Source organism: Nonomuraea rhodomycinica, from assembly GCF_013363995.1.
Taxonomy (GTDB): Bacteria; Actinomycetota; Actinomycetes; order Streptosporangiales; family Streptosporangiaceae; genus Nonomuraea; species Nonomuraea rhodomycinica.
Map to the genome: position 1 here is coordinate 561,385 of NZ_JABWGO010000001.1, position 25,617 is coordinate 587,001.

Below are 25,617 nucleotides of genomic sequence, written 5' to 3' on the forward strand. Positions count from 1 at the left end.
CCGCCTCCCGGCGGCGGGCCGCGCGGCTCCCGGAGCCCGGCTCACGAGGCGCTCCCGGTCAGGAAGCGGCGGGCGGCCTCGGCGAAGACGCGGGCGCAGCGCACGATCTCCTCCACCTCGACGTACTCGTCGGCCTGGTGGGCGATCCACTTGCCGCCCGGCCCGTACACCACGGACGGCACGCCGCCCCAGTGCGTCAGGACGGTGCCGTCGGTCGAGCCGGGCACACCCCCGTAGACGGGCTCCTCGCCGGTGACGGCCCGGTGCGCGCCGGCCAGCGCCACGACCACGGGGTCGTCCAGGGGCACCTCGACCGGCGGCCGGTCCACCAGCACCGACACCTCGGCCGCGATCCCGTCATGGGAGGCCAGCTCCCGCACCCGGGCGGCGACGTCCTCGTGCGCCAGCCCGGGGACGGTCCGCACGTCCACGAAGACCGACGCGACCGCCGGGATGACGTTGACCTGCTCCTCGGTGCCCGCCCGCACCACGGTCGGCGTCACGTACACCTCACCCAGGTGCTCGTGCGCGGGATGCGCCGCCTGGAGCTCCTTCTCCAGGGAGCGCAGCCCCACGAGCAGCTCGCCCACGGCCTGGATGGGGTTGCGGCCGTGCTGGGGCATCGCGCCGTGCGCCATCCTGCCGGTGAGGTCCACGCGCAGCCGCAGCGCGCCCTTGGCGACCGCGCAGATCTCGCCCGCCTCCGGCTCGGCCACGATCGCGCCGTCGACGTCGGCGGCCAGCCCCTCGGCGACGAAGTGGTGGGCGCCGATCATCAGGCCCTCCTCGTCGGCCAGCGCGCACACCTTGATCCGTCCGGGGAACGGCCCGGCGAGCTGGAGCGCCCGCGTCGCGTAGAGGGCGGCGGCCAGGCCGGACTTCATGTCGGCGCTGCCCCGGCCCCACAGCTTCCCGTCGCGGATCTCGCCGCCGAACGGGTCCACGGTCCAGCTCGACAGGTCGCCCTCGGTCACCACGTCGGTGTGCCCCTCGAACATGAGGGTCGGCCCGTCACCGCCGCCGCCCTCGACGACGGCCACCACGTTGGGCCGTCCGGGCTCGACCTCGTAGACGCGCGGCTCCCAGCCCCACTCGCGCATCCTGGCCTCGACCAGCTCGGCGGCCGGCCGCTCGCAGCGTCCGCGCGCCGGGTCGTTGGTGCTGGGGATGCGCACCAGCGCCTGGGTGAACTCCACGACTCCCCGGGCGTCGACGTCGATCACAGCAGTCCCTCCAGGGTCGGTACGGCCGCCAGCAGCGCCCGCGTGTACGGATGGCCCGGCGCCTCCCAGACGTCGTCCACCGGGCCGGACTCCACGATCAGCCCGTCGTGGACGACCGCGACGCTCTCGCACAGGTGCCGGACCACGGCCAGGTCGTGCGAGACGAAGACGAGGGTGAGCCCCAGCTCGTCGGCCAGGTCGGCGAGCAGGTTGAGGATCTGGCCGCGTACCGACACGTCGAGGGCGCTGACCGGCTCGTCGGCGACGAGCACCTCGGGGCGGGGGGCGAGCGCGCGGGCGATCGCGATGCGCTGGCGCTGCCCGCCGGAGAACTGGTGCGGGTAGCGGCCGGCCGCCGAGGCGGGCAGGCCGACCGCGTCCAGCAGCTCGGCGACCCGGCCGCCGACGGGCTCGCCGAGCGCCACGAGCGGTTCGGCGACGAGGTCGCGCACCCGCATGCGCGGGTCGAGGGAGCTCATCGGGTCCTGGAAGACGATCTGGAGGCTGCGCCGCAGGAAGCGCAGCGACCGCTCCGGCAGGCCCGCCACCTCCCGGCCGGCGAAGGCGACGGAGCCGCTGGTGGGCCGGTCGAGGGCGCAGATGAGGCGCAGCAGGGTGGACTTGCCCGAGCCCGACTCGCCCACGATGCCGAACCGCTCGCCGCGGTGGACGGTCAGCGAGACGCCCTTGAGCGCGTGCACGGCCTCGCCGGGGCGGGTGAGGGAGGTGCGGGGGCGGCGGTAGACGCGGGTGAGGTCGCGCACCTCGATCAGCGGCTCGCGGACGGGGTCAGCGGCGCCGGCGGTGGCTGGGGCGCCGGCGGTGATGCGCGCGGGGTCAGCGGCGGGGGTGCCAGCATGCGAAGGCATGGCCGTCTCCTCTCGGCTCCGGGCCCGTCAGGTCGGGGTCGGTCAGCGCCGGGGCGGTCGCGCAGGTCTCGGTGGCGTGGGCGCAGCGGTCGCGGAACACGCAGCCCCCGGGGAAGCGTCCGGCGGCGGGCACGGCGCCGGGGATGGTGGCCAGGCGGGTGCCGCGCGGCGCCAGCCGGGAGGCGGCCAGCAGGCCCTCGGTGTAGCGGTGGCGGGGATGCTTGAACACCTCGCGCAGGGGCCCGCTCTCGACGACCCGCCCGCCGTACATGACCAGCACCCGCTCGCAGAGCGAGGCGACGACGGCGAGGTCGTGCGTGATGAACAGCAGCGCGGGCGCGACCTCGGCGATGAGCTCCAGCATCTGCTTCTGCACGGTCACGTCGAGCGCGGTGGTCGGCTCGTCGCAGATGAGCAGGTCGGGCTCGTTGGCCAGGGCGATGGCGAGCATGACGCGCTGGCGCTGGCCGCCGGAGAGCTGGTGCGGGTAGGAGCGGGCGATCCGCTCCGGGTCGGGCAGGCGGACCCGGCCGAGCAGCTCGGCGGCGCGCTCGCGGGCGCGGCCCGCGGCGACGCCGTGCAGCGTCATGACCTCGGCGACCTGCGCGCCGACCCGCATGAGCGGGTTCAGCGCGGTCATCGGCTCCTGGAAGACCATCGACACCGTACGGCCGCGCAGGTCCTTCAGCCGCCGCTCGGGCACGCCCACCAGGTCGCGACCGCCCAGCCGGGCCGTGCCGGACGCGGTGACGCCGTCGGGCAGCAGCCCCATGAGCGCGAGCGCGGTCAGCGACTTGCCGGAGCCCGACTCGCCGATGAGGCCGACCCGTTCGCCCGGCCCGATGCCGAACGACACCTCGCGCACCAGCTCCAGGTCGTCGGCCCGCACGCTCAAGCCCTCAACCGTCAGCACGGCTCCTCCTGACCACGGGCACTCCTCAGCTTCGGGTCGAGGTGGTCGCGCAGGCCGTCGCCGAGCAGGTTGAAGCCGAGGACGGCCAGCGCGATGGCCAGGCCCGGCCACAGGGCCAGGCGGGGCGTGGAGAACAGCAGCTCCTGCGACTCCTGGAGCATGCGTCCCCACGACGGCGTGGGCGGGCGGGTGCCGAAGCCGAGGAACGACAGCGCCGCCTCGGCCAGGATGGCGATGGCGAACGACACCGACGCCTGGACGATGAGCAGCGAGCCGATGTTCGGCAGCACGTGCCGCATCGCGATGGCCGGGCCGCGGCGGCCGGCCGCGCGCGCCGCGAGCACGTAGTCGGTCACCATGACCTGCATCGTCGCCGCCCTGGCCACCCGGGCGAACGCGGGCACGGTGGCCACCCCGATCGCGATCATCGCGGTCAGCGTGCCCGCCCCGTAGACGGCGCCGAGCATGACGGCCAGCAGCAGCGCCGGGAACGCGAACACCAGGTCGTTGACCCGCATGATGAGCTCCGACAGCCAGCCGCGCGAGCGGGGCGCCATGCCGGCGGCCACGCCCAGCGGCGTGCCGACGACGGCGGCGATGCCCACGGCCACCACCCCCACGTAGAGCGTGGTGCGGGCGCCGACCATGAGCTGGCTGAGCGTGTCGCGGCCGAACTTGTCGGCGCCGAGCAGGTAGCCGCCGCCGGGCTCGCGCAGCTTGCCGGCCGCGTCGACGAGGGTGGGGTCGTGCGGCGTCCACACGAAGGACACGAGCGCGGCGGCCACGACGACGCCGACCAGCGCGCCGCCGGTGACCAGGCCCAGGTTGAGCCGCCGGCCGCTCATCGGGCGCCCCGCAGCCGGGGGTCGAGGACGGCGTAGCAGACGTCCACCACGAAGTTGATCAGCAGGACGGCGGCCACCAGCACCATCACCACCCCTTGGACGAGCAGCAGGTCGCGCCCGGCCACGCCGTTGAGCAGCAGGTCGCCGAGCCCGGGGATGACGAACACCCGCTCCACCACCACGGCGCCGATCAGCAGGGTGGCGAGCTGGAGGCCGAGCACGGTGACCACGGGGATGGAGGCGTTGCGCAGGCCGTGCCGCCACAGCGCGCCCATGCGGCCGCGGCCCTTGGCGCGGGCCGTGCGCAGGTAGTCCTCGCGCATCACGTCGAGCACGGCGCTGCGCACGTACCGGGTGAGGACGGCGCCCTGCACGAGGCCGAGCGACAGCCACGGCAGCAGCAGGCTCCGCAGCCACTCGGCGGGGTCGTCGGCGATCGGCACGTAGCCGCCCGACGGCAGCGCCTGCGCCTTCACCGCGAAGACGAACACCAGCAGGATGCCCGCGAGGAACGCGGGGATCGCGATGCCGACTTGGCTGGCCGCGCTGATGGCCGCGCCGAGCGGGTCGCGGTGGTGGACGGCGGCGAACGTGCCGGCCGGGACGGCGACGAGCAGCGCCACCACCATGCCGCCGAGCACGAGCACCACGGTCACGCCGAGGCGGTCGGCGATCTGCGGGCCGATGGGCGAGCTGGTGACGTAGGAGGTGCCGAAGTCGCCGTGGGCCAGCCCGCCGAACCAGTCGAGGAACTGGGTGACGGGCGGCCGGTCGGTGCCGAAGCGGGCGCGCAGCTCGGCGACCGCCTCGGGCGTGGCGTTGACGCCGAGCGCGATCTCGGCCGGGTCGCCGGGCAGCACGGCCATGAACGCGAAGACCGCCACGCCCGCGGCGGCGACGCTCGCGAGGAGCACCGCCAGCCGCTTGAGCAGGTAGACGATCACTGCTTGGCGAGCCCGGTGAAGTCGAAGGACTCGGCGATGGCGTTCTGGGGCAGCCCGGTGACGCCCTTCCTGGCCACGATCAGGTTGGGGAACAGGAACAGCCAGTCGGCGGCGGCGTCGTCGGACAGCAGCTTGGCGGCCTGCTTGAGGTCGTCGCTCTGCTGCTGCTCGCTGCCCTCGTCGGCGGAGGCGAGGAGCTTGCCGAACTCGGGGTTGTCGTACCTGAAGTAGTACGACTTGTCGGCGAATATGCCCATGTCGCGGGGTTCGACGTGGTTGATGATGGACATGTCGTAGTCGCCCTGCTTGAACACCACGTCCAGCCAGCGGGCCGGGAACTCCAGCGGCTCGATGTCGGCCGTGATGCCCACCTGCGCGAGTTGCGACTTGACCACCTGGGCCGAGGCCACGGCGTACGGCAGGTTGGGGATGCGCATCTTGACCGTGTACGTCTTGCCGCCGAGCAGCTCCTTGGCCTTGGCGGGGTCGTACGGGTAGTCGCCGGTGCGGTCCTCGTACCAGGGGTCGGTGGGCGGGACCATGGAGCCGATCAGCTTGCCGCGCCCGGCCCAGGCCGTGTCGAGCAGCGCCTTGTGGTCGATCGCGTACCGGACGGCCTGGCGCGCCTTCTTGTCGTCGAACGGCGGCCGCCCGTTGTTCATCGACAGCACCACCTCGCCGTTGGTGGTGCCCTCGACCGTGGTGAACCGGTTGGGGTCGGCGAACTGCTGCAGCGACTCGGGCGCCTGGACGCTGGAGATGACGTCGATGCCGCCGGTCAGCAGCGCGTTGTTCATGGCCGTGGCGTCCTTGAAGTACTTCAGCGTCACGGCGCTCACCGCCGGCTTGGTCCCCCAGTACTTCGGGTTGGCGTCGAGCCGGATCGAGTCGCCCCGCTTCCAGACGCCGAGCTGGTAGGGGCCGGTGCCGACGGGCTTGTTGGCCAGGTCGGCGACGCCGGTGCGGCTGAACATCGCGCCGAGCCGGGTGGCCAGCGCGTACAGGAAGCCGTTGCTCGGGCGCTTGAGCGTGACGACCGCCGTGGTGTCGTCCTTCTTGTCCACCTTGTCGATGACGTCGAGCTGCGTCTTGATCTTCAGCTTCCAGTCCGTCCGCACGCGGCCGAGGGAGAAGACGACGTCGTCGGCCGTGAACGGGGCCCCGCTGGTGAAGGTGACGTTCTTGCGGAGGGTGAAGGTGTAGGTCCTGCGGTCGGGCGAGACGTCCCACTTCTCGGCCAGCAGCGGCTGGATCTTGCCGTCCTGGTCGAGCTTGACCAGGCCCTCGTAGACGTTGACGAGCAGCGCCTGGGGGATCGCGGCGCCCTCGGTGGAGGTGAAGTCGAGATTGGCCGGCTCGGCCACGAACCCGACCGACAGCGACTCCTTCGCCGCCGTCCCGCCGGAACGGCCGCCGGAGCCGCCGCCGCACGCCGCTGTGCCCAGCAGGAGACCGCCCAGGGCGATCCAGATGCCGATGCGCCTCATGTTCAAGCCTCCTGGCTGATAGCCCTGGCTAGTGCACTGGTCGGACCAGTAGGCTACGCACACTGCCAGCCGACGACGGCTCAGGTCAAGGGGGCTTCATGAGTGGTCCACGCTTCGAGCCGGTGCGCACCGTACGCGCCTATGAGCGGATCGTGGAGCAGGTCGAGGAGGCCATCGAGAGCGGCGCCCTGTCCCCCGGGCAGCGGCTGCCGAGCGAGCGCGACCTGATGGGCCAGTTCTCGGTCAGCCGGTCCACGGTGCGCGAGGCGCTGCGCGTGCTCCAGGCGCGCGGCCTGGTGCGCTCGCGTCCCGGCGACCCCAACGGCGCCGAGGTCCTGCCGTTCAGCCCGGACGCGCTGCAGAGGTCCATGGCCTCGCTGGCCCGGGTCGAGGGCCTGTCGCTGGGTGAGCTGGTGCAGTTCAGGATGGTGCTCGACGGGTCGGCGAACCTGCTGGCGGCCCGGCTGCGCACCCCCGGCCAGCTCGCCGAGATGGAGGCGGCCATCGAGCGGATGCGGGAGGCGGTCACGCGGGGCTACGACGAGTTCAGCGCCGCCGATTTGGCCTTCCACGACGCGGTGGCGCGCGCCAGCGGCAACAAGCTCATCCAGATCTGCGTCGAGGTGGTGCGCTCGATCGTGCTCGGCCTGGTGGCCGACCGGCTCGCCGACGCGCCCGACCGGGAGGCGCTCATGCGGCGCAGCATCCGCCACCACGAGGAGGTGCTGGCCGCCGTCCGCGACGGCGACGGCCCGCTCGCGGCGCGGCTGGCGCGGCGGACGATGTACGACTACTACGCCGGGTACGTGCCGGCGGCCGAGCGCCCCGCGCTGCGCGCCCTGCTGGACCAGCCGCACTCCGCGCCGGAGTAGGCCCACCCCCCGCCGGAGGGGCCGGCGCCGCGCCGGAGGAGGCCCGCGCCGCGCCGGACCGACCTCCTCGGGCGATCGGGATGGAGCGGGACACGTCCGATCACCTTGGGATTTGGACGCGCTATCTGCCGTTAACGGTGTATCTTGCAGCCGTGGCTCGCGAGGATTCGGACGGGCTCGTCGAGGCGTTCCTGCGCGAGCCCCGTCGCTACACCAGCCACCAGGTCGCGGAGATGGCCGGGGTGCCGGTCTACCGCGCGCGCCGGTTCTGGCGCGCGCTCGGCTTCCCGAACGTGGCCGACGACGCCGTGGAGTTCACCGACTCCGACGTGGAGGCGCTGAAGACCCTGCTCGGCATGGTCTCCTCCGGCGCCTACGACGAGGAGCACGTGCTGCTCATCGCCCGCTCGCTGGGCCGGGCCACCACACGCCTGGCCGAGTCGCAGGCGCAGCTCGGCGTCGAGGAGCTGGACCAGGCGGGCGTGCCGCTGGCCGAGCGGGCCCGCGCCTGGCGCCGCCGGGCCGACCGGGTGGTGCCCCCGCTCGCGCGGCTGCTCGTCTACTCGTGGCAGCGCCAGCTCGCCGCCGCGGCCGGGCGCATGGTCGACCAGGACCACGGCGCGGTCCGGCTGGCCGTCGGCTTCGCCGACCTCGTCGGGTTCACCCGGCTGAGCCGGCAGATCACCGAGCGGGAGCTGGCCACGCTGGTCGACCGCTTCGAGGGCCGTTCGGCCGACGTCGTGACCTCCTCCGGCGGCCGGGTGGTCAAGACGCTCGGCGACTCGGTGCTGTTCGTCTCGGGCAAGGCGCACGAGAGCGCCGAGATCGGGCTGCGGCTGCTGGAGACGCACGCCAAGGTCCGCGGCATGCCGGAGCTGCGCGTCGGGCTGGCCGCGGGGCCGGTGATCTGGCGGATGGGCGACGTGTTCGGCACGACGGTCAACCTGGCCAGCAGGCTCACGGCGCTGGCCCGGCCCGGCACCATCCTGGCCGACCCGGAGATGGCCGAGGAGCTGGAGGGCGACCGCGCCTTCGAGCTGCGCCCGGTCAACCGGCTGTCGGTGCGCGGGCTGGGCGAGCTGGCGCCGTTCGCGATCGCGCGCGCGGGCCGCGCCCGCTGATGCTCCGCGGTGCCCGGCCGGGCAACCGGGCGGGCGCGTCGATGCGTCACTAGCCGCAGTGGCCCTCACCCGGAGGGCCGCAGGACACACGTACGGCGCGCCGCGCCGGCGGGAGGCGGACTGGTGGCGGACAGGGCGATCTATGAGGCATTCGTGCAGGCGCGGTCGGACCGCCTGTTACGCACGGCCTACCTGCTGACCCGCGACTGGGCGCTGGCGGAGGACCTGCTGCAGGAGTCCCTGGCCAAGGCGTGGTTCGCCTGGCCCGGCGTGCAGGACCCGGAGGCGTACGTGCGCCGGGTGCTGGTCACCACGTACACCTCGTGGTGGCGGCGCAGGTGGCGGCGCGAGCTGCCCAGCGACGACCTGCCGGACACGCCCGTGGACGGCGGCGCCGAGCGCGCCGGCGACCGCGAGTCGCTGTGGCGGGCGGTCGGCCGCCTGCCGGCCCGGCAGCGCGCGGTCATCGTGCTGCGCTTCTACGAGGACCTGCCGGTGGCCGAGGTGGCGCACACGCTCGGCTGCGGGACCGGGACGGTCAAGAGCCAGACCGCGAAGGCCCTGGCCAAGCTGCGTGTGGACGAATCGATCCTGGAGGAGGTCTCCCGATGACCGTACGCGATCTGCGGGACGTCCTGCGCGAGCACGGCGACGCCGCTCCCCCGCCCAACCCCGCCCGCCACGACCAGGTGCGGGCCCGCATCGGCCGGATCCGGCTGCGCCGGCGGCTCATGGCGGCCGGGACCGCCGCGGCCGCCGTGGTCGCCGTGCTGGGCGTCGTGGTCGTGCCCGGCGGGCCCGATCAGCGCGGCGACACGACGGTGGCTGTGGCCCCCGCCGCCACCTCGGCCGCGCCCGAGGGCACCCCCACGCCGAAGCTGCCGGAGACCTTCACCGCGCCCGACGGCACCGTCTACCGTCGCCTGGCCCTGACCTCGATCGGGATGACGGGGAGCAGGAAGGCCACGGTCACCGTCCCCGTCACGGGCAAGCCGCTGGACGTGGCCGGGGTGTGCACCCCCCAGGGAGAAGCGAACCCCGGCGTCCAGATCCGCGTCGACGGACGGCCGACGGGCAGGAGCGGCCTCTCCTGCCGGCGCGGGTTCCCGCACCAGCTCCAGCTTCAGGCGATGGTCCTGCCCGCGGGCGCGGACCGGGTCACGATCACCTTCGACACGACCACGCACGGCTGGGGGTGCACGCGGCCCGACCCCAAGGGCGCCTGCCGCCAGGTGAAGGAGTTCCGTGTCCCCTGGAGCCTGGCCGTCTACGAGTGGACGCCCCCGGACCCGCCGGCCGAGCCCGCCGCGCTCAGGCCGCTCCCCCGCAAGAGCGCCGGCTGGAAGCTGGCGGACACCCGGAGCGGCACCTGGCCGGCTGAGAAGTCCCTGACGTTCCGCGTGCGCGGCGACGGCCGCCCGGTCGGCCTCGACCCGGTCTGCACCGGCGACCTCGCCGGCCGCCTGTGGTTCAGCTACGCGATCGACGGCAAGAGCACCGGCTCGAGCAGCGCGTGCGGCGTGTGGGAGAAGGGCCCGTTCCCCATGGCCTTGAGCCTGTTCGAGGTCCCCAAGGGGAAGACGGTGACGATCACCGTGACGTTGTCCATGCAGTCGCCGGCCGAGGGCCGGCCGGTCCGCTGGTCGGTGGGGCTCTTCCGGCGTTAGGCGCGGCGCGGGGAGGGGCCCCTGGAGCGGTCCCGGCGAGCGGCGTGGAGGGCGCGCGAGCACGAAATCACCCGGCGGTTGTTGGCAACTGATCGGCTTGCGCGCCCCCACGGCCCCGGGTGATAACGGCATGTCACCCCAACAAACCCGGGCAACACCCACAAAAGGGGGTTCCATGGCGCGCCACCGGATCATCGGGCTCGCAGCCACGCTCCTCGCCTTACCCCTCCTCACGGCCCTTCCCGCCACCGCGGAGGCCGCGCCGAAGGCCCCGGCGCCGTCGGACGTGCGGGAGCTCACCCGCAAGGACTTCACCCTCGACGGCAAGCCCGTCAAGGTGCCCTCCGCGTACAAGGCCAAGCCCAGTGTCAGGGCCGAGGCCGCGGACACGCCGCCGGTCGGCACCGTGCGGCAGTGGCTCGGCATGGACGACTTCAACGGCCGGCTCTACCGCAAGGACTACACGCTGCGCGCCGTCGGCGCGAACATCGAGGTCTGGGTCGCCAACGACCTGGCCTTCCCGGCCGGCGACTGCCGCGCGCAGATCCCGAGCAGCACGCAGATCACCGACGCCCAGGTGGCCGACCTCGCGCGCGAGTTCGACACCAACATGTACCCGAAGGAGACCGCGGCCTTCAGCCGGCCGCCGGACCGCGACGGCACCAACGCCGTCCTCGGCCCGGACGCCAACGGCAACGGCGGCGTCTACACCGGCGCGGGCAACCGCACCGTGACCCTCGTCGACAACGTCAGGGACGACAACTACTACCAGTTCCCGGCCGCCCCGACCTACATCGCCGGATTCTTCTCCGCGCAGTTCAACGAGCTGCTCGACCGCAACGTCATGACGATCGACGCGTTCGACTGGCTGCACCGCACCGGCGCCAACCCGCCGGACGAGCCCACGGCCGACCTGTGCACCTCGCGGCCGGCGCGGCCCCGCCAGTACGAGAAGACGTTCGCGCACGAGTGGCAGCACCTTGCCCACTACTACACCGACCCCCTCGAGACCACCTGGATGAACGAGGGCCTGTCGGACTTCGCGCAGACCATCACCGGGTACGCCGACGCCCAGGCCACCGTCTTCGACCGGGGCGCCGACAGCCACATCTTCTGCTTCCAGGGCTTCGGCACCGTGCAGAGCCCGTACAACACCAACCCGCGTGACTGCGGCGGGCCGGAGAACTCGCTGAACCTGTGGGGCGAGGGCGCCGACGCCAGCGGGGTGCTCGCCGACTACGGCAACGCGTACTCGTTCATGCTGTTCCTGTACGACAGGTACGGCACGGACTTCATGAGCCGGCTGCACCGCGACGGCGACCTGCAGGGACTGGCCAGCCTGCGGGCGGCGCTGGAGGCGCGCGGCGTGAAGAACATGTACCAGGTGATCCACGACTACCAGACGATGACGCTGGTGGACAAGGTCGTCGGCGAGTCGGCCCGGGGCGTGATGCTCGGCGTGCCGAAGAAGCGGGTGACGACCGCGAGCCTGCGCTCCACGGTCAACCTGGACAACCCCGCCGCGTACAAGACCGCCGGGGCCGCGCCGAACGGCGCCGACCACGTGCCGCTGCAGAAGGCGGACGGCAAGGTGCTGCGCGGCGCCGACCTGCGGTCGCTGTCGTTCGAGGGCGCCAAGACGCTGCCGCCGCAGCCGCTGGCCTGGACCGTCGTCTCCGACGACCCGGACCGCTCGGGCAACCCGGTGCTCTGGTCGGGCAACGCCAGCAACCTCGACGCCGCCGCCGTGACCAAGCTGACGGTCCCGGCCGCGGACCCGACGCTGCGCTTCCTGGCCAAGTACGGGGCGGAGGCCGGGTTCGACTACGGCTACGTGGTCGTCTCGACGGACGGCGGGGCGACCTACACCGCGATCGCCGGCGACCGCACGGTGACGGGCCCGCTCGGTCCGGCGGTCAACGGCACCACCACCGGCTTCCAGCCGCACACCTACTCGCTGGCCGCCTACGCGGGCAAGGAGGTCCTGCTCGGCTTCCGGTACGTCAGCGACGGCGGCGTCAACGAGGGCGGCTGGAAGATCGACGACGTCACGGTCGGCGGGACGGCGGTGAGCGACGGGTCGAGCCTGGAGCCGTTCGACTCGCCGACGGAGATCTACCCGACGCCGGTCGCCAACTGGAACGTCCGCCTCGTCGGCCTGGACGACAAGCACCAGGTGGCGCTGCAGCTGGAGTCCGACGGGCGGCGCACGATCACGCTCAACCGGCTGCAGCTCGCGGTGATGACGCCGTTCCCGAAGGTGGTCGCGATCGTGGCCTACGACGATCCGACCGAGCAGGTCGGGCAGTACGCGCCGTACACGCTGAAGGTGAACGGCGTCACCCAGCCGGGCGGCGCGGCGCAGCCGTGACGCCGGGGTGACCCGTGAGGGAAGGCGCCTGCCGCGCTGCGGCGGGCGCCTTCTCGCGCCTCATCTGTTGGACGCTGCGGGCCCTGAAGAGCCATGGAGCAGGGGCAAGGACCGGACGTCCCACTGCTCGACCTCGGGTTTCACCACTTCACCCGACACCACATTGACCTCGTGCAGGCACTCGAAAGGCTTGCCCGACCTTACGACGGGGTGAGCGAGAAAACGCTTGTCGTCGAGGATCCTGAGGCCGGCGAGCGTCGCGTACCCATATCCTCCGGCAACAATGAGCATGCGCCTGCGCGGGTTGAACGGGTTCTCGGCGAATACAATGATGCCGTAGTCGACGACGACCTCTCCACGGCGAAAGAAATGTCCCGGCGTTCGCTTCGCGATGTACGTACGACGATTTCGGGTGTCGTGAAGACGCACGGCGGTCCGACCGCCTCCCTGGAAGGCCAGCCCTACGCGCCTCATCCGGCCAAGTCCGTCGAGCGCGTCGCGGGTGACCTGGTTCACATCGGGGCCGCCGATGAGGATGAGATTCCCGTGGATGTCGTTCCTGCCGATATCGGCCCCGTACACTGGACGCGCCAGAGGGAGGTGCAGGACCGCCCTGATCCGCTGCAATTCGGCGAGGGCCTCTACGTCACCGGCCCCATACAGTCCAGAGGGCTCCCAGGCGACATGGGATCGCCGACGATGCGGCGCTATGACAACGCGGACCCCGCCATCCCCGAGCCGCCTCCAGAAGCTGTTCGCGACTCTGTTCCGGTAGTGCCTGACCAGTCCACGGGATACGCCCGCCAAGAAACCTAGAAGTGAGAAGATGAGGGCCGCCGTCAGGTTGATCGCCACATCACGAAGGTCGTCCATCACTCATCACCCGTCTTGGGCAATAGACCCTGGCCTGTACCCGCGCCCCGCGATTCATTTGATCTCAACGCAACACGTTATACCGAACTTTCCCGCTCAGCCATAAGATTCCAGGCAAATACTGACGGTCGCGCCACTCCCGCGAAATCTGCCAAGCGCGATCAGCGGCCTTCGGCGTGACCTGACAGATTGACGCTAGGCGCTTGTTGTGAACCGATTGACCTGCCGATCGTGAACGTATGAGCTATGTCCGGATTCGGGCGGCCGCGGAGAAGGATCTTCCCTTGCTCGCGGGCGCCCTCGGGGAGGAGCCGTACTTCGTCACCCACCTCGCCCGGCAGCGAGCCGGGCACGGCGTGCTCCTGGTCGCCTGGCGCGCCTTCACCCCGGTCGGGCACGTGTACCTGTGGCTGGCGCCCGCCGAGGAGCCCGAGGTCCGTGACCGGCTGCCGGGAGTGCCGCTGATCGTCCATCTGCGGGTGGCGCCGCAGCACCGCGGGCGGCGGATCGGGAGCCGGCTGATGGACGTGGCCGAGCGGCGGCTGAGCGAGCTGGGCCACGCGCGGGTGGCGCTCGGGGTGGACCTGGACAACCATCGCGCCCGGGCGCTGTACCGGCGGCGCGGCTACCGCGACTGGCCGTACCCGCCGGTGCCGACCACACGGGAGGTGTTCCGGCCGGACGGGCGCGTGGAGGCGCTGGCCGACGTCTGCCACATCCTGGTCAAGGATCTGCGGGAGGCGCCGCGGCCCTGCACCCGCCGTCCTGCCCCGGGTGAGGCGCGCCGCCTGTGAGGCGGCTCCAGCACGGCAGGGGCGTTCCGGACACCGGACGTCAGGCCGGCCTGGCCGTGCTCGCCCGGACGACCAGGGTGGTGGCCAGCTCGATCCGGGTGCCGGTGGACTCGCCGGGATGGGACAGCTCGTCGGCGACCAGCCGGATGGCCTCGTTGGCCATGTCGCCGAGCGGCTGGCGGACGCTGGTGAGCGGGGGCGACATGGTCTCGCAGACCGGCGCGTCGTCGAAGCCCACGACCGACAGCTCGCCGGGCACCCGGATGCCGCGCTCGGCCGCGGCCTGGTACACGCCGGCGGCCATCAGGTCGGAGCCCGCGAAGACGGCGGTGGGCCGCTCGGGCAGGTCGAGCAGTTCGCCGCCGCGCTCCTTGCCGCCGCCGACGAGGAAGTCGCCGAAGCGGGTCAGGCGGGGGTCGGGCTCGATGCCGAACGTGCGGTGCGCGGCGAGGTAGCCCTCCTGCCGGTCGAGCGTGCACCGGACGTCGCGGGGCCCGCCGACGAAGCCGATGCGGGTGTGCCCGAGCTCCAGCAGATGGGTGGCCGCCATGACGCCGCCGGACCAGTTCGTGGCGCCGACCGTCGAGAGCCGGGGGTCGCCCTGGCCGACCGGGTCGAGCAGCACCAGGGGCACGCGCAGCAGCTCCTGGATGGCGGTGACCTCCTCCTGGCCGGCCCGCCACAGGACGAGCACGATGCCGTCGGTGCCGCGTCTGCGCAGGATGCCGAGCCACTGGCGCAGGTCGAAGTCGGGCCGCGCGGAGGAGGTGACGACGAGGGAGAACCCCCAGCGGGCCGCGGCCCGCTCGGCGCCGCTGATGAGGGCCTGCGCCCAGGGCGAGCCCAGGCCGCCGATGAGCAGGTCGACCAGGCCGGCCCGGGGCGCGCCGGCCGGGCGGGGCGCCTCGTAGCCGAGGGCCCGGACCGCGTCGAGGACCTTCTCCCGCGTGGCGGCCGAGACGTGCTTCCTGCCGCTGAGGACCTTGGAGACGGTCGGGACCGAGACGGCGGCGGCGGCGGCGACGTCGGCGAGCGTGGCTCGTGGCACGGGACCTCCTGTGACCGAAATATTTCGGGAAAAGTCCGCTGGGGCGAGGTTGCCCGCGGAGCGAGGCCGGTCGGCGTGGGGCGCGGCGGGCCGCGAGTATTGACACGCTGACGAGCGGGAGCCTAGCGTGACGCGACGGAAAAGTCACGGAAATTGTTCAGAAAGTTGGCCAGAAACTTTCCGAACCCTCTGCCTCTTCCCGAAACCCTTCGCACCTCCGCGCGTCCCCGTCCCCGCCGCCGGGTCGCGCCCGCCTGATGGGAGATGGCCGCACCATGAGGTTCCACGAGGACGGACACCGGTGAACGCCGCGGACCCGCAGAGCCTGCACGGCCGCCGGTCGCGGCGGGTAGAGGAGCTGGTGGCCGGGCTGTCGCTGGACGAGAAGCTCGCCCAGCTCGTCGGCGTCTGGCTGGACGTCGACCGCGAGGAGGGCGTCGTCGCCCCGCTCCAGGACGCGATGCAGGGCGAGGACGTCGAGTTCGAGACGTTCGCCCGCCACGGCCTCGGGCACGTCACCCGCCACTTCGGCACCCGGCCCGTCGACCCCGGGTGGGCGAGCGCGCGGCTCGCCGAGCGGCAGCGCTGGCTGATGGAGCGCACCCGGCCGGGGATCCCCGCCCTGGCCCACGAGGAGTGCCTGACCGGCCTGGCCGCCTGGCGGGCCACGACCTACCCGGTGCCGCCCGCGTGGGGGGCGTCCTTCGACCCCGGCCTGGTGGAGCGGATGGCGCGGCGGATCGGCGAGGACATGGCGGCGCTCGGCGTCCACCAGGGTCTCGCCCCGGTGCTCGACGTGATCCGCGACCAGCGCTGGGGCCGGGTCGAGGAGTGCGTCTCGGAGGACCCGTACGAGGTCGCCGTGGTCGGCGCGGCGTACGTGCGGGGGCTCCAGTCGGCGGGCGTGATCGCCACGCTGAAGCACTTCGTCGGCTACAGCAACTCGCGGGCCGGCCGCAACCTCGCGCCGGTCCACGCGGGCCCCCGCGAGGTGGCCGACACGCTGCTGTTCCCGTTCGAGGTGGCGGTGCGCGACGCGGGCGCCGGCTCGGTCATGCACTCGTACGCGGAGATCGACGGCGTGCCCGTCGCGGCCGACCCCACGTACCTGACCGCGGTGCTGCGCGACGCGTGGCGGTTCGAGGGCACCGTGGTCGCCGACTACTTCGCGGTGGCGTTCCTGCACACCCTGCACGCGGTGGCGGCCGACGCCGGGGACGCGGCCGTCCAGGCGCTCACCGCCGGGATCGACGTGGAGCTGCCCACCGGCGTCGCCTACCTGGAGCCGCTGAAGCGGGCCGTGCTGGCCGGGCACGTCCCCGAGGACCTGGTGGACCGGGCGCTGCGCCGCGTGCTCGCCCAGAAGGCCGCGCTCGGCCTGCTGGACGACGACTACCAGCCCGAGCCGTCCGGCCCCGTGGACCTCGACCCGCCCGCGTCGCGCGAGGTGGCGCGCCGGCTGGCCGAGGAGTCGGTCGTGCTGCTCGCCAACGACGGCGTGCTGCCTCTCGGCGGCGCGGCCGGGCGGCGGGTCGCGGTCCTCGGGCCGAACGCGGACAGCGTCGCCGCGCTGTTCGGCTGCTACGCGTTCGTCAACCACGTCCTGCCGCGGTTCCCGGACGTCGCGCCCGGCATCGAGGCCCCCACGCTCCTCGACGCGCTGCGCGCCGAGCTGCCGGAGGCCGAGGTGCTCCACGAGCGGGGCACGGGCGTGGACGACGGCGACCGCACGGGCATCGCCGCCGCCGCCCGGCTGGCCGCCTCCTGCGACGTGGCGATCCTCGTGCTGGGCGACCGGTCCGGGCTGTTCGGCCGGGGCACCTCCGGCGAGGGCTGCGACGTGGAGTCGCTGGACCTGCCCGGCGCCCAGGCCGAGCTGGCCGAGGCCGTGCTCGCCACCGGCACGCCGGTGGTCGTGGTGCTCCTGACCGGCCGCGCGTACGCGGTGCCCGGCCTGCTCGGCCGGGCCGCCGCGGTGGTGCAGGCGTTCTTCCCCGGCGAGGAGGGCGCGGGAGCCGTCGCCCGGGTGCTCAGCGGCGCGGTCAACCCCTCCGGCCGGCTGCCCATGAGCATGCCGCGCTCGGCGGCCGGCCAGCCGTACAGCTATCTGCACCCGCGGCTCGGCGCGGCCAGCTCCGTGAGCAACATCGACCCGGCGCCGGCGCTGCCGTTCGGCCACGGCCTGAGCTACACCGCCTTCGCCTACTCCGGCCTGACCGCCGACGAGAGCGCGCCCGCCGCCGGCGGGTCGATCCGCTGCGCGGTGACCGTCCGCAACACGGGCGGGCGGCCGGGCGCGGAGGTGGTCCAGGTGTACGCCTCCGACACCGTCGCCTCGGTCACCCGGCCGCTCGCCCAGCTCGTCGGGTTCGCCCGGGTCGAGCTGGAGCCGGGCCAGGCCGCGCGCGTCGGCTTCGACGTGCCGCTGCGGCTGCTGGCGTTCACCGGCCGGGACGGGCGGCGGGTGGTCGAGCCGGGCGAGGTGGTGGTCTCGGTGCGCCGCTCGGCCGCCGACGTCGTCGCCGAGCGGCCGGTCACGATCACGGGGCCGGTGTACGAGGTCACCGGCGCCGAACGCCGGCTCACCGAGGTCAGCGTTCGCCTCCTGGCCGACCGGCCCGCCACGGAGGACCCGTCGTGACCCCGGGCGCCGGGCCGTAGGCCGCGACGCGGCCCGCGCGGGAGGCTAGGATCGCCGAACATCGTTCTGGCCCCATGTGAGGATGTGCGCGGATGACCACTCGCCGGCATGCCATCGGAGACCTCCTGCGCCGCACGGCCGCGCGGCACCCCGCCAAGACCGCGATCGTGTACGGCGGGCTGAGGCAGAGCTACGCCGACCTCGACCGGGTGGTCAACCGCACCGCCAACGCCCTCGCCGCCCGCGGCGTGGGCAAGGGCGACCGGTTCGCGGTGTTCAGCCACAACAACCACGCGTTCGTGGTGGCCTACTTCGCGCTGGCCCGCCTCGGGGCGATCTCCGTGCCGGTCAACTTCATGCTCGGCGCGGCCGAGGTGGGCTACATCCTGGAGCACTCCGGGGCCACGGGCATCCTCGTGGAGGAGGCGCTGCTGCCGGTGGCGCGGGAGGCCGTCACCGATCGGGTCGCGGTCCGCGGCGTCATCGGCGCCGGGACGTCCTCCGGCGGCTGGGAGCCGTTCGAGGCGTGGGTGGCGCACGGCGACGACTCCGAGCCGGACGTGGACATCGCCGACGACGACCCGGTGCAGCTCATGTACACCAGCGGCACCGAGTCGCGGCCCAAGGGCGCGGCGCTGTCCAGCCGGAGCCTGATCGCCCAGTACGTCACGTGCGTGGTGGACGGCGAGATGCGCCACGACGACGTCGAGGTGCACGCTCTGCCGCTCTACCACTGCGCGCAACTGCACTGCTTCCTCACGCCCGGCGTCTACCTGGGCGCCACGAACGTCGTCCTGCCCGGTCCCGACCCGGCCGCCGTCCTGGCCGCGATCGAGGCGGAGCGGGCCACCAAGCTGTTCTGCCCGCCGACCGTGTGGATCGCCCTGCTGCGCCACCCCGACTTCGACCGGCGCGACCTGTCGTCGCTGCGCAAGGGCTACTACGGGGCGTCCATCATGCCGGTGGAGGTGCTGAAGGAGATCGCCGCGCGGCTGCCGGAGGTGCGGCTGTTCAACTTCTACGGCCAGACCGAGATGGCGCCGGTGGCCACCATCCTCGGCCCGGACGAGCAGCTCACCCGCCTCGGCTCGGCCGGCCGCCCCGCGCTCAACGTGGAGACGCGCGTCGTGGACGAGGAGGACCGGCCGGTGCCGCCCGGGGTGGTGGGCGAGATCGTGCACCGCAGCCCGCACGCGATGCTCGGCTACTGGAACGACCCCGGCAAGACCGCCGAGGTCTTCCGCGGCGGCTGGTTCCACAGCGGCGACCTCGGTGTCATGGACGCCGACGGCTACCTCACGGTCGTGGACCGCAAGAAGGACATGATCAAGTCGGGTGGCGAGAACGTCGCCAGCCGCGAGGTCGAGGAGGCCATCTACGGGCACCCGGCGGTGGCCGAGGCCGCGGTGTTCGGGGTGCCGGACGAGAGGTGGATCGAGGCGGTGACGGCCGCGGTGGTGCTGCGCGAGGGAGCCGCGCTGACGGCCGAGGAGCTGATCGCGTTCCTGCGGGAGCGGCTGGCGCCGTTCAAGACGCCCAAGCGGGTGACGTTCGTGGAGGCCCTGCCGAAGAACGCCAGCGGCAAGGTCCTCAAGCGCGAGCTCCGCGCCACCGTCCTGTGACGACCGGCCGGGCGGGCCGGCGTGGGGAGCGGTGATCTTTCGCGGCCGGGACGGACGACTCGGCCGCGGGTTGTCGGTGCCGGGGAGTAGGGTCGCTCCCATGGATCGGCAACTCACCCTCATGGCCGTGCACGCCCACCCCGACGACGAGTGTCTGAGCACCGGCGGCGTGCTCGCCCGCTACACCGACGAGGGCATCCGCACGGTCCTCGTCACCTGCACCAACGGCGAGCAGGGCGACGGACCGGGCGGCGTCAAGCCGGGCGAGGCCGGTCACGACGACGCGGCGGTGGCCGAGCGGCGGCTGGAGGAGCTGCGCGAGTCCGTGGCCCACCTCGGCATCGACCACCTGGAGCTGCTGGGCTACCGCGACTCCGGCATGGAGGGCTGGGAGACCAACCAGCACCCCGAGGCGTTCGCCAACGTCCCGGTCGAGGCCGCCGCGGCCCGGCTGGCCGAGCTGATCGAGCGCTACCGCCCGCAGGTCGTCGTGACGTACGACGAGACCGGCGGCAGCGGCTACAACCACCCCGACCACGTGCAGACCCACCGCGTCGCCGTGGCCGCCGTCGAGGCCACCGGCATCCCCGACAAGCTCTACTACACGGCCATCCCGCGGGCGGCCATCAAGCGGATGTTCGAGCTGATGGCCGAGTCCGGGGTCGACTTCGGCGACTTCCAGCCGTCCGACGACTTCGGCACCCCCGACGAGCTGGTGACGACCGTCGTCGAGGTCGCGCCGTGGGTGGAGCGCAAGTTCAAGGCGCTGCAGGCGCACGAGAGCCAGGGCGACAACATCTTCCTGCTCAGCATGCCGGAGGAGACGCAGCAGGAGGCGTTCTCGCACGAGTCGTTCACCCTGGTGCGCAGCCGCGTCGACACCCCGGACCACGAGGACGACCTCTTCGCCGGCCTGCGCCCGTAACCCGCGTCCGGCGCGTGCCCCGGCGCGGTCGCGGCGCGTGCCCCGCGCGGTCGCGGCACGTGCCCGGCGGGCTCCGGCCCGCCGCGACGCGGACCCGGCCGGTCGTGTCATGATCACGACGTGAGGTCAGAGCACCGCGCCGACCCGCGCGGCTACGTCCAGGCCGTCGCCGCCCAACTGGCGGAGACGGGCCTGGGCAACGGCGGCGCCGTCGCCGTCGAGCGGCCGGGTCCGCCCAGGCGGGTTCTGGTGATCCGTCTCGACAGCGACTTCCACTGGGAAGCCGCGAGCCTGGCGGACGCCGACGCTCTCCGGCTCGAATGGGACGAGGAGCGCGGGTGGGCGTTGCACGAGGTCCACACCGTCGGCCACCTGCACTCGACCGCGTACACCTACTACGCCCTCGGCCTGGGGCTGGTGCCGGAGCCCGCCGAGGTCGCCCACGTCGTCAGGCAGTTCCTGGCCGACGAGCTCATTCTCGGCACAGGCCAGGGGCCGCGGCTCCGCCGCAGCGCCGACGACGACGCGGACCTGGAAAGGCTGCTCGCCACGTATCCGCCCGCCGGGTGAGCGCGCCGCCGGACCGGCCATGGGCACCGGCGCTCAGGCGACCGTGAAGCCGCCGTCCACCGGCAGGATCGTGCCCGTCACGTACGTCGCGCCGATGAGGTAGCGGATCGCCTCGGCCACGTCGTCCGCGCGGCCGACCCGCTTGGCCGGCAGCCCGCCGGCCATCGCCGCGAACTGCTCCCGCCTGGCCTCCTCCGGCAGGAACGACCACCACGGCGTGTCGATCACCCCGGGCGACACCACGTTGACCCGGACCGGCGCCAGCTCGGCGGCCAGCGGCGGCACCATCCGCTCGATCGCCCCGTTCACGGCGGCCAGCGTCACCGTGCCCGGCAGCGCCGCCCGCGCGGAGGCCGCCGAGACGAGCACGATCGACTCGGTCACCTTGGCGTGCCGGATCGCCGACAGGTAGCCGAACAGCTTGCCCTCGAACGCCGCCCGGACGTCCTCCGCCCCGGTCTCGGTGACCGGCCGGATGCCGCCACCGCCGGAGCTGAACGCGAGCACGAGGTGGTCGACCGGGCCGGTCCGGTCGAAGAAGGCGGCGACCTGCTCCTCGTCCATGCCGTCCACCGCCTCGGCCTGGGCCACCCGGTCCTTCACGGCGGCCAGGCGCTCCGGGTCACGGCCGGTGACGATCACCTCGGCGCCGTCGGCCGTCAGCCGCTCGGCCGTCGCCAGGCCGATGCCGGAGGTCCCACCCATGATGACAACGCGCATCGCGCGCCCCCTTTTGTAGACACAGCGTCTCGATATGTCGTCAGACTAATCCGAGACACGACGTCTTGTAAAGTGAGGCCATGACGGATCAACGGGGCCCGGGGCGGCCCCGCAGCGAGGCGGCGCGGCAGGCCGTCCTCAACGCGGCGATGCTCGACCTGGACGAGCACGGCTACGCGGCGCTGACCATGCAGGGCATCGCCGCGCGCGCCGGGGTGGGCAAGCAGACGGTCTACCGCTGGTGGTCCTCCAAGGCGGACGTCGTGCTGGAAGCGCTGATCGAACGGGCCGAGAAGATCGTCGTCGCACCGGACGCGGGCACGCTTGAGGCCGACCTGGACGCGTTCCTGACGGCGACGTTCCGCGAGCACGGCCTGCGGCGGGTGCTGACCGGGCTGATGGCGCAGGCGCTGCTCGACCCGGAGTTCGCCGTGGCGTTCCGCGACCGGTTCCTGTTCAGCCGCCGCGCCGCGCTGCGGCAGATCCTCGACCGCGCCGCCGCTCGCGGCGAGATCCCCGGTGACGTGGACCGGGAGCTGCTCATCGACATGGTGTACGGGCTGCTGTGGTACCGGCTCATGCTGGACCACGCCCCTCTGGGGGAGCCGGTGGGGCGGCAGCTGACCGGCCTTCTCCTGCGCGCCGTCTCCGCCCCGCCTCCCGGCACCGGCGCCGCGTCGAAGCCCTCCGGCCCGATGTCCTGACGCCGGGCCCCCGGTTCCGGCGCCTCAGGACGCCGAGGCGCGCAGCGCGTGGACGGCGGCCAGCACCTCCTCGCGGTTGCCCGCCGCCTTCATCCAGGCGGGCAGCCGCTCCAGCATCGTCTGCGACCCCGCCGTCACCGGCCGCTCCCGCAGCGGCGCCGCCAGGTACGCCTCCAGCACGTCCAGGTGCGCCAGGTTGTACGCCCAGAGCGTCCCGCCGCGGCAGGGCCGCCGCAACCACAGCGGCAGCCCGAAGTACGGGTCGTCCGGGCCGCCGAGGCGCGGCACCGCGTACGGGCCGCCCGAGGTGAAGTACGGGTCGCCACGGCCGGGCTCCCAGCGGGAGGGCGCCCGGTCGGCGCAGCGCCCGCACCCGCCGCAGGTCAGCCGGTGGGGCGCCGTCAGCCAGCCCACGGCGTACGCGTGCCGCTCCCGGTGGTCGGGGTGGACCGCCACGAGCGCGCGGCCGTCGCAGCGCGGGCACCGCACGAGGATCTCCCGGGCGAAGTGCCACAGCCGCCACCCCGGGTCCCGGAACCGCTCCCCCACGTCAGCGACCTCCCACCCGGCGCGCCCGCTCCCCGACCATCCCACCGCAGCCCCGCCTCACCGGGACGGGGGCAGTTCGCCCGACCCCCTGGCGATGAGCCGGGTCGGGATCTGCTCGCGGTGGGCGGCGCGCGACGGCCGCCCGTCGAGGCGCGACAGCACGAGCTCGGCCGCCGCCGTGCCGATCGCGGCCGGGTCCTGGGCGACGACCGTGAGGGGCGGCTCCAGCACCTCCGCCAGCGGCAGGTCGTCGAACCCGACCAGCGCCACGTCGCGCCGCCGGGCCCGGGCCAGCGCGACGACCGCGCCCATGGAGGCGAAGTTGTTGGCCGCGAACAGCGCCGTCGGCGGGTCGGGCAGGGCGAGCAGCCGGACCACGGCCGCGCTGGCCGCCTCCTGGTCGTGGCCGCTCTCCACGAGTGCCCGGTCGAACGGCAGGCCCGCCGCCGCCAGCGCGTCGCGGTAGCCCTGGAAGCGTTCGCGCCGGGTGTAGAGGACCGCGGGCAGGTCGCCGACGAACCCGATCCGGCGGTGGCCGTGGGCGACGAGGTGGGCCACGCCCTCCCGGGCGCCCTCGCGGTTGCCGCTGACGACGTGGTCGGCGGCCATGCCGACCGCGGGCCGGTCGAGGAAGACGATGGGCAGCCCGGCGGCCCGCTCGGTCCGCAGGTACCGGTGGTCGCCGGCGGCCGACGGCACGATCATGAGCCCGCTGACCCGGCGCGCCAGGAACGTCGCGACCAGGGAACGCTCCAGCTCGGCCGTCTCGCTGGAGGAGCCGACGATGAGGGTCAGCCCGCGCGGGCGCACGACGCTCTCGACCCCGCCCGCGACCGTGCCGAAGAACGGGTTGCCCATCTCGGGGATGACCAGCCCGATCGCCGCGTCGCGCGCCCCGACCCGCATGTTGCGGGCCATGAGGTTGGGCTGGTAGCCGAGCTTGCGCACCGCCTCCATGACGCGCTCGCGCGTCTCGACCGCGACGGGCCCGTCGTCGTTGAGCACCCGCGACACGGTCTTGGCGGTGACACCGACCTCGCGGGCGACGTCTGCCATCGTGGGGCGCCGCATTCCGACCATGGTAGTGGCGTCAGGACAGGCCGATGGCCTCCGCGGCGCCCTTGTCCGCGACCACGGCCTTGCCGTCCGTGACGGTCATCGCCCCGGTCATGATGGCCACGACCTCGGCCATGTTGTGGTCGGCCGGCTTCAGCTGGGCGACGCGGCGGCCGAGCCGCTGGACGTGGATGCGGTCGGCGATCTCGAAGACGTGCGGCATGTTGTGGCTGATGAGGACGACGGGGGTGCCGCGGTCGCGGACCCGCCGGATCATGTCCAGCACCTGGCCCGACTCCTTGACACCGAGCGCGGCGGTGGGCTCGTCCATGACGACGACGTTCGAGGCCCAGGCCACCGCGCGGGCGACGGCGACGCCCTGCCGCTGGCCGCCGGACAGCGACTCGACCGGCTGGGTCAGGGAACGCAGCCCGATCTTGAGGTCCTCCATGTGCCGGGCCGACTCCTCGCGCATGCGCTTCTTGTCGAGCATGCGGAACACCGTGCCGAGCGGCCCGCGCTTGCGCACCTCGCGGCCGAGGAACATGTTGGTCGCGATGTCGAGCGAGGCGGCGACCGCGAGATCCTGGTAGACGGTCTCGATGCCGTGCCTGCGCGCCTCCAGCGGGTCGCGGAAGCGCACCGGCTTGCCGTCCAGGAGGATCTCCCCCTGGTCCGGCTGCAGGGCGCCGGTCAGCGCCTTGATGAGGCTGGTCTTGCCGGCGCCGTTGTCGCCGATGACCGCGAGCACCTCGCCGGGCATGAGGTCGAAGTCGGCGCCGTCGAGCGCCGTCACGTGGCCGTAACGCTTGACCAGGCCGCGCGCCTGGAGCACGGGTGTCATCGGGTCCTCCTGCGGGAGAGCTGGTCGACGGTGACGGCGAGGATCACCAGGATGCCGGTGATGAGTGTCTGATAGATCGACGGTACGCCCATGAGCTGGAGGCCGTTGCGGAAGACCCCCACGATGAGGGCGCCGATCAGCGTGCCGAGCACGGTGCCGCGCCCGCCGAACAGGCTCGTGCCGCCGAGGACGACCGCGGTGATGCTGTCGAGGTTGTCGGTCTGGCCGGCCTGCGGGTCGCCGACGCCGGTCCGCGAGACCAGCAGCAGCGCCGCGAGGCCGTACACGAGCCCGGCCAGGGCGTAGACGCCCACGATGAGCCGGCCGGTGCGGATGCCGGTGAGCCGGGCCACCTCGGGGCTGTTGCCCAGCGCGTACACGTGCCGGCCCCACGCGGTGTAGCCCAGCAGGTACGCGAACAGCAGGAACAGCAGGATGGTGAGCAGCGAGCCGTAGGTGACGTTGGTGCCGCCGACCCGGAAGGTCTGCCCCAGGAACGTCATCTCCGGCGGCAGGTTCGTCACCGTCTGGTCCTGCGAGTAGATATGGGTCAGCGCGAACACCACGTTCAGCATGCCGAGCGTGACGATGAACGGCGGCAGGTTGATCTTCATCACCAGCAGGCCGTTGGCCAGGCCGAAGAACGCGCAGACGGCCAGGCCGGCCGCGATGGCCAGCAGCGGCGGCAGGCCGTTCTCCACGGCCAGCTTGGTCATCACGATCCCGCCGAACGCCATGATGGCGCCGTTGGACAGGTCGATGCCCGCGGTCAGGATGATGAGGGTCTGCCCGATGGCCAGCGTGCCGACGACCATCACCTGCTGGATGATCAGCGAGAAGTTCCCGCCGGTCAGGAACTGGTCGCTCTTGAACGCGAAGAACACGCACGCCAGCACCAGCGCCGCCAGCGGCCCCGCGGTCGGCGTGGTCAGGATGCGGCGCGGGAGCGTCGCCTGCAT

24 protein-coding genes are annotated in these 25,617 nt (G+C 73.2%); 11 read left to right on the forward strand and 13 right to left on the reverse strand.

What is annotated here, in order from left to right; genetic code table 11:
* Positions 1-41: 41 nt before the first annotated feature.
* From HT134_RS02700 to HT134_RS02725, 6 genes are read right to left on the reverse strand one after another with little or no spacing between them, the layout of a single operon-like run.
* Entirely contained in the window at positions 42-1,223 is a 1,182-nt protein-coding gene (locus tag HT134_RS02700) for a M20 family metallopeptidase (protein ID WP_175598637.1), read from the reverse strand.
* Positions 1,220-2,092, reverse strand: a complete 873-nt coding sequence (locus tag HT134_RS02705; protein WP_175598638.1) for an ATP-binding cassette domain-containing protein — start codon at positions 2,090-2,092, stop codon at positions 1,220-1,222. Before HT134_RS02705 ends, HT134_RS02700 begins: the two co-directional genes overlap by 4 nt.
* Positions 2,061-3,005, reverse strand: a complete 945-nt coding sequence (locus HT134_RS02710; RefSeq protein ID WP_175598639.1) for an ABC transporter ATP-binding protein — start codon at positions 3,003-3,005, stop codon at positions 2,061-2,063. The genes HT134_RS02705 and HT134_RS02710 overlap by 32 nt, the downstream gene beginning before the upstream one ends.
* On the reverse strand, positions 2,999-3,850 hold the full coding sequence (locus HT134_RS02715; protein ID WP_175598640.1) for an ABC transporter permease: 852 nt from the start codon (positions 3,848-3,850) through the stop codon (positions 2,999-3,001). The genes HT134_RS02710 and HT134_RS02715 overlap by 7 nt, the downstream gene beginning before the upstream one ends.
* Positions 3,847-4,794: an ABC transporter permease gene (locus HT134_RS02720; RefSeq protein ID WP_175598641.1), complete on the reverse strand. Its 948-nt coding sequence runs from the start codon at positions 4,792-4,794 to the stop codon at positions 3,847-3,849. Before HT134_RS02720 ends, HT134_RS02715 begins: the two co-directional genes overlap by 4 nt.
* Positions 4,791-6,281, reverse strand: a complete 1,491-nt coding sequence (locus HT134_RS02725) for an ABC transporter substrate-binding protein (protein WP_175598642.1) — start codon at positions 6,279-6,281, stop codon at positions 4,791-4,793. The genes HT134_RS02720 and HT134_RS02725 overlap by 4 nt, the downstream gene beginning before the upstream one ends.
* Positions 6,282-6,379: 98 nt before the next feature.
* On the opposite strand from HT134_RS02725, the gene HT134_RS02730 reads away from it, so the two are divergent.
* From HT134_RS02730 to HT134_RS02750, 5 genes are all read left to right on the forward strand, one after another.
* Entirely contained in the window at positions 6,380-7,153 is a 774-nt protein-coding gene (locus HT134_RS02730) for a FadR/GntR family transcriptional regulator (RefSeq protein WP_175598643.1), read from the forward strand.
* Between the two features lie 152 nt (positions 7,154-7,305).
* On the forward strand, positions 7,306-8,274 hold the full coding sequence (locus HT134_RS02735; RefSeq protein ID WP_175598644.1) for an adenylate/guanylate cyclase domain-containing protein: 969 nt from the start codon (positions 7,306-7,308) through the stop codon (positions 8,272-8,274).
* A gap of 123 nt (positions 8,275-8,397) precedes the next feature.
* A complete protein-coding gene (locus tag HT134_RS02740; RefSeq protein ID WP_175598645.1) occupies positions 8,398-8,886 on the forward strand; it encodes a SigE family RNA polymerase sigma factor in 489 nt (162 codons plus the stop codon).
* The gene (locus tag HT134_RS02745; protein WP_175598646.1) at positions 8,883-9,941 is read left to right on the forward strand and encodes a hypothetical protein; all 1,059 of its coding nucleotides are present in this window, start codon (positions 8,883-8,885) and stop codon (positions 9,939-9,941) included. Before HT134_RS02740 ends, HT134_RS02745 begins: the two co-directional genes overlap by 4 nt.
* A gap of 175 nt (positions 9,942-10,116) precedes the next feature.
* Positions 10,117-12,312, forward strand: a complete 2,196-nt coding sequence (locus tag HT134_RS02750; protein WP_175598647.1) for a choice-of-anchor J domain-containing protein — start codon at positions 10,117-10,119, stop codon at positions 12,310-12,312.
* Between the two features lie 60 nt (positions 12,313-12,372).
* Here HT134_RS02750 and HT134_RS02755 read toward each other — a convergent pair whose 3' ends face one another.
* Positions 12,373-13,185 (reverse strand): hypothetical protein, encoded by an 813-nt coding sequence (locus HT134_RS02755; protein WP_175598648.1) that lies wholly within the window; start codon positions 13,183-13,185, stop codon positions 12,373-12,375.
* A gap of 284 nt (positions 13,186-13,469) precedes the next feature.
* On the opposite strand from HT134_RS02755, the gene HT134_RS02760 reads away from it, so the two are divergent.
* The gene (locus HT134_RS02760) at positions 13,470-13,979 is read left to right on the forward strand and encodes a GNAT family N-acetyltransferase (protein WP_217707154.1); all 510 of its coding nucleotides are present in this window, start codon (positions 13,470-13,472) and stop codon (positions 13,977-13,979) included.
* Positions 13,980-14,019: 40 nt separating this feature from the next.
* Here the strand turns inward: HT134_RS02760 and HT134_RS02765 are convergent, their stop codons facing one another.
* Complete coding sequence (locus HT134_RS02765; protein WP_175598650.1) at positions 14,020-15,027, reverse strand: LacI family DNA-binding transcriptional regulator; 1,008 nt, start codon at positions 15,025-15,027, stop codon at positions 14,020-14,022.
* A gap of 301 nt (positions 15,028-15,328) precedes the next feature.
* On the opposite strand from HT134_RS02765, the gene HT134_RS02770 reads away from it, so the two are divergent.
* From HT134_RS02770 to HT134_RS02785, 4 genes are all read left to right on the forward strand, one after another.
* Complete coding sequence (locus HT134_RS02770) at positions 15,329-17,668, forward strand: beta-xylosidase/alpha-l-arabinosidase (protein WP_175598651.1); 2,340 nt, start codon at positions 15,329-15,331, stop codon at positions 17,666-17,668.
* 92 nt (positions 17,669-17,760) lie between these two features.
* Positions 17,761-19,290, forward strand: coding sequence for an acyl-CoA synthetase (locus tag HT134_RS02775; RefSeq protein ID WP_175598652.1), 1,530 nt, complete (start codon positions 17,761-17,763; stop codon positions 19,288-19,290).
* 100 nt (positions 19,291-19,390) lie between these two features.
* The gene (locus HT134_RS02780; protein WP_175598653.1) at positions 19,391-20,215 is read left to right on the forward strand and encodes a PIG-L family deacetylase; all 825 of its coding nucleotides are present in this window, start codon (positions 19,391-19,393) and stop codon (positions 20,213-20,215) included.
* 120 nt (positions 20,216-20,335) lie between these two features.
* Positions 20,336-20,785: a DUF6292 family protein gene (locus HT134_RS02785; protein ID WP_175598654.1), complete on the forward strand. Its 450-nt coding sequence runs from the start codon at positions 20,336-20,338 to the stop codon at positions 20,783-20,785.
* A gap of 33 nt (positions 20,786-20,818) precedes the next feature.
* Here the strand turns inward: HT134_RS02785 and HT134_RS02790 are convergent, their stop codons facing one another.
* Positions 20,819-21,505, reverse strand: coding sequence for an SDR family oxidoreductase (locus HT134_RS02790; RefSeq protein WP_175598655.1), 687 nt, complete (start codon positions 21,503-21,505; stop codon positions 20,819-20,821).
* 80 nt (positions 21,506-21,585) lie between these two features.
* On the opposite strand from HT134_RS02790, the gene HT134_RS02795 reads away from it, so the two are divergent.
* Positions 21,586-22,209 carry a TetR/AcrR family transcriptional regulator gene (locus HT134_RS02795; RefSeq protein WP_175598656.1) on the forward strand — a complete coding sequence of 208 codons (624 nt, stop codon included), beginning with the start codon at positions 21,586-21,588 and terminating at the stop codon, positions 22,207-22,209.
* Between the two features lie 24 nt (positions 22,210-22,233).
* Here the strand turns inward: HT134_RS02795 and HT134_RS02800 are convergent, their stop codons facing one another.
* The 4 genes from HT134_RS02800 to HT134_RS02815 are packed head-to-tail and all read right to left on the reverse strand — an operon-like array spanning position 22,234 to position 25,617.
* On the reverse strand, positions 22,234-22,758 hold the full coding sequence (locus tag HT134_RS02800) for a hypothetical protein (protein WP_175598657.1): 525 nt from the start codon (positions 22,756-22,758) through the stop codon (positions 22,234-22,236).
* A gap of 57 nt (positions 22,759-22,815) precedes the next feature.
* The gene (locus HT134_RS02805) at positions 22,816-23,829 is read right to left on the reverse strand and encodes a LacI family DNA-binding transcriptional regulator (RefSeq protein WP_246363521.1); all 1,014 of its coding nucleotides are present in this window, start codon (positions 23,827-23,829) and stop codon (positions 22,816-22,818) included.
* 19 nt (positions 23,830-23,848) lie between these two features.
* Entirely contained in the window at positions 23,849-24,658 is an 810-nt protein-coding gene (locus HT134_RS02810) for an ATP-binding cassette domain-containing protein (protein ID WP_175598659.1), read from the reverse strand.
* Positions 24,655-25,617 carry an ABC transporter permease gene (locus HT134_RS02815; RefSeq protein ID WP_246363522.1) on the reverse strand — a complete coding sequence of 321 codons (963 nt, stop codon included), beginning with the start codon at positions 25,615-25,617 and terminating at the stop codon, positions 24,655-24,657. Before HT134_RS02815 ends, HT134_RS02810 begins: the two co-directional genes overlap by 4 nt.

Bases quoted from the DNA above. Each gene is read 5' to 3' on its own strand.
- HT134_RS02780 (WP_175598653.1), top strand. From the start codon at position 19,391: ATGGATCGGCAACTCACCCTCATGGCCGTGCACGCCCACCCCGACGAC.
- HT134_RS02795 (WP_175598656.1), top strand. From the start codon at position 21,586: ATGACGGATCAACGGGGCCCGGGGCGGCCCCGCAGCGAGGCGGCGCGG.
- HT134_RS02730 (WP_175598643.1), top strand. From the start codon at position 6,380: ATGAGTGGTCCACGCTTCGAGCCGGTGCGCACCGTACGCGCCTATGAG.
- HT134_RS02805 (WP_246363521.1), bottom strand. From the start codon at position 23,829: ATGCGGCGCCCCACGATGGCAGACGTCGCCCGCGAGGTCGGTGTCACC.
- HT134_RS02725 (WP_175598642.1), bottom strand. From the start codon at position 6,281: ATGAGGCGCATCGGCATCTGGATCGCCCTGGGCGGTCTCCTGCTGGGC.
- HT134_RS02790 (WP_175598655.1), bottom strand. From the start codon at position 21,505: ATGCGCGTTGTCATCATGGGTGGGACCTCCGGCATCGGCCTGGCGACG.
- HT134_RS02750 (WP_175598647.1), top strand. From the start codon at position 10,117: ATGGCGCGCCACCGGATCATCGGGCTCGCAGCCACGCTCCTCGCCTTA.
- HT134_RS02705 (WP_175598638.1), bottom strand. From the start codon at position 2,092: ATGCCTTCGCATGCTGGCACCCCCGCCGCTGACCCCGCGCGCATCACC.
- HT134_RS02755 (WP_175598648.1), bottom strand. From the start codon at position 13,185: ATGGACGACCTTCGTGATGTGGCGATCAACCTGACGGCGGCCCTCATC.
- HT134_RS02745 (WP_175598646.1), top strand. From the start codon at position 8,883: ATGACCGTACGCGATCTGCGGGACGTCCTGCGCGAGCACGGCGACGCC.
- HT134_RS02810 (WP_175598659.1), bottom strand. From the start codon at position 24,658: ATGACACCCGTGCTCCAGGCGCGCGGCCTGGTCAAGCGTTACGGCCAC.
- HT134_RS02715 (WP_175598640.1), bottom strand. From the start codon at position 3,850: ATGAGCGGCCGGCGGCTCAACCTGGGCCTGGTCACCGGCGGCGCGCTG.
- HT134_RS02815 (WP_246363522.1), bottom strand. From the start codon at position 25,617: ATGCAGGCGACGCTCCCGCGCCGCATCCTGACCACGCCGACCGCGGGG.
- HT134_RS02775 (WP_175598652.1), top strand. From the start codon at position 17,761: ATGACCACTCGCCGGCATGCCATCGGAGACCTCCTGCGCCGCACGGCC.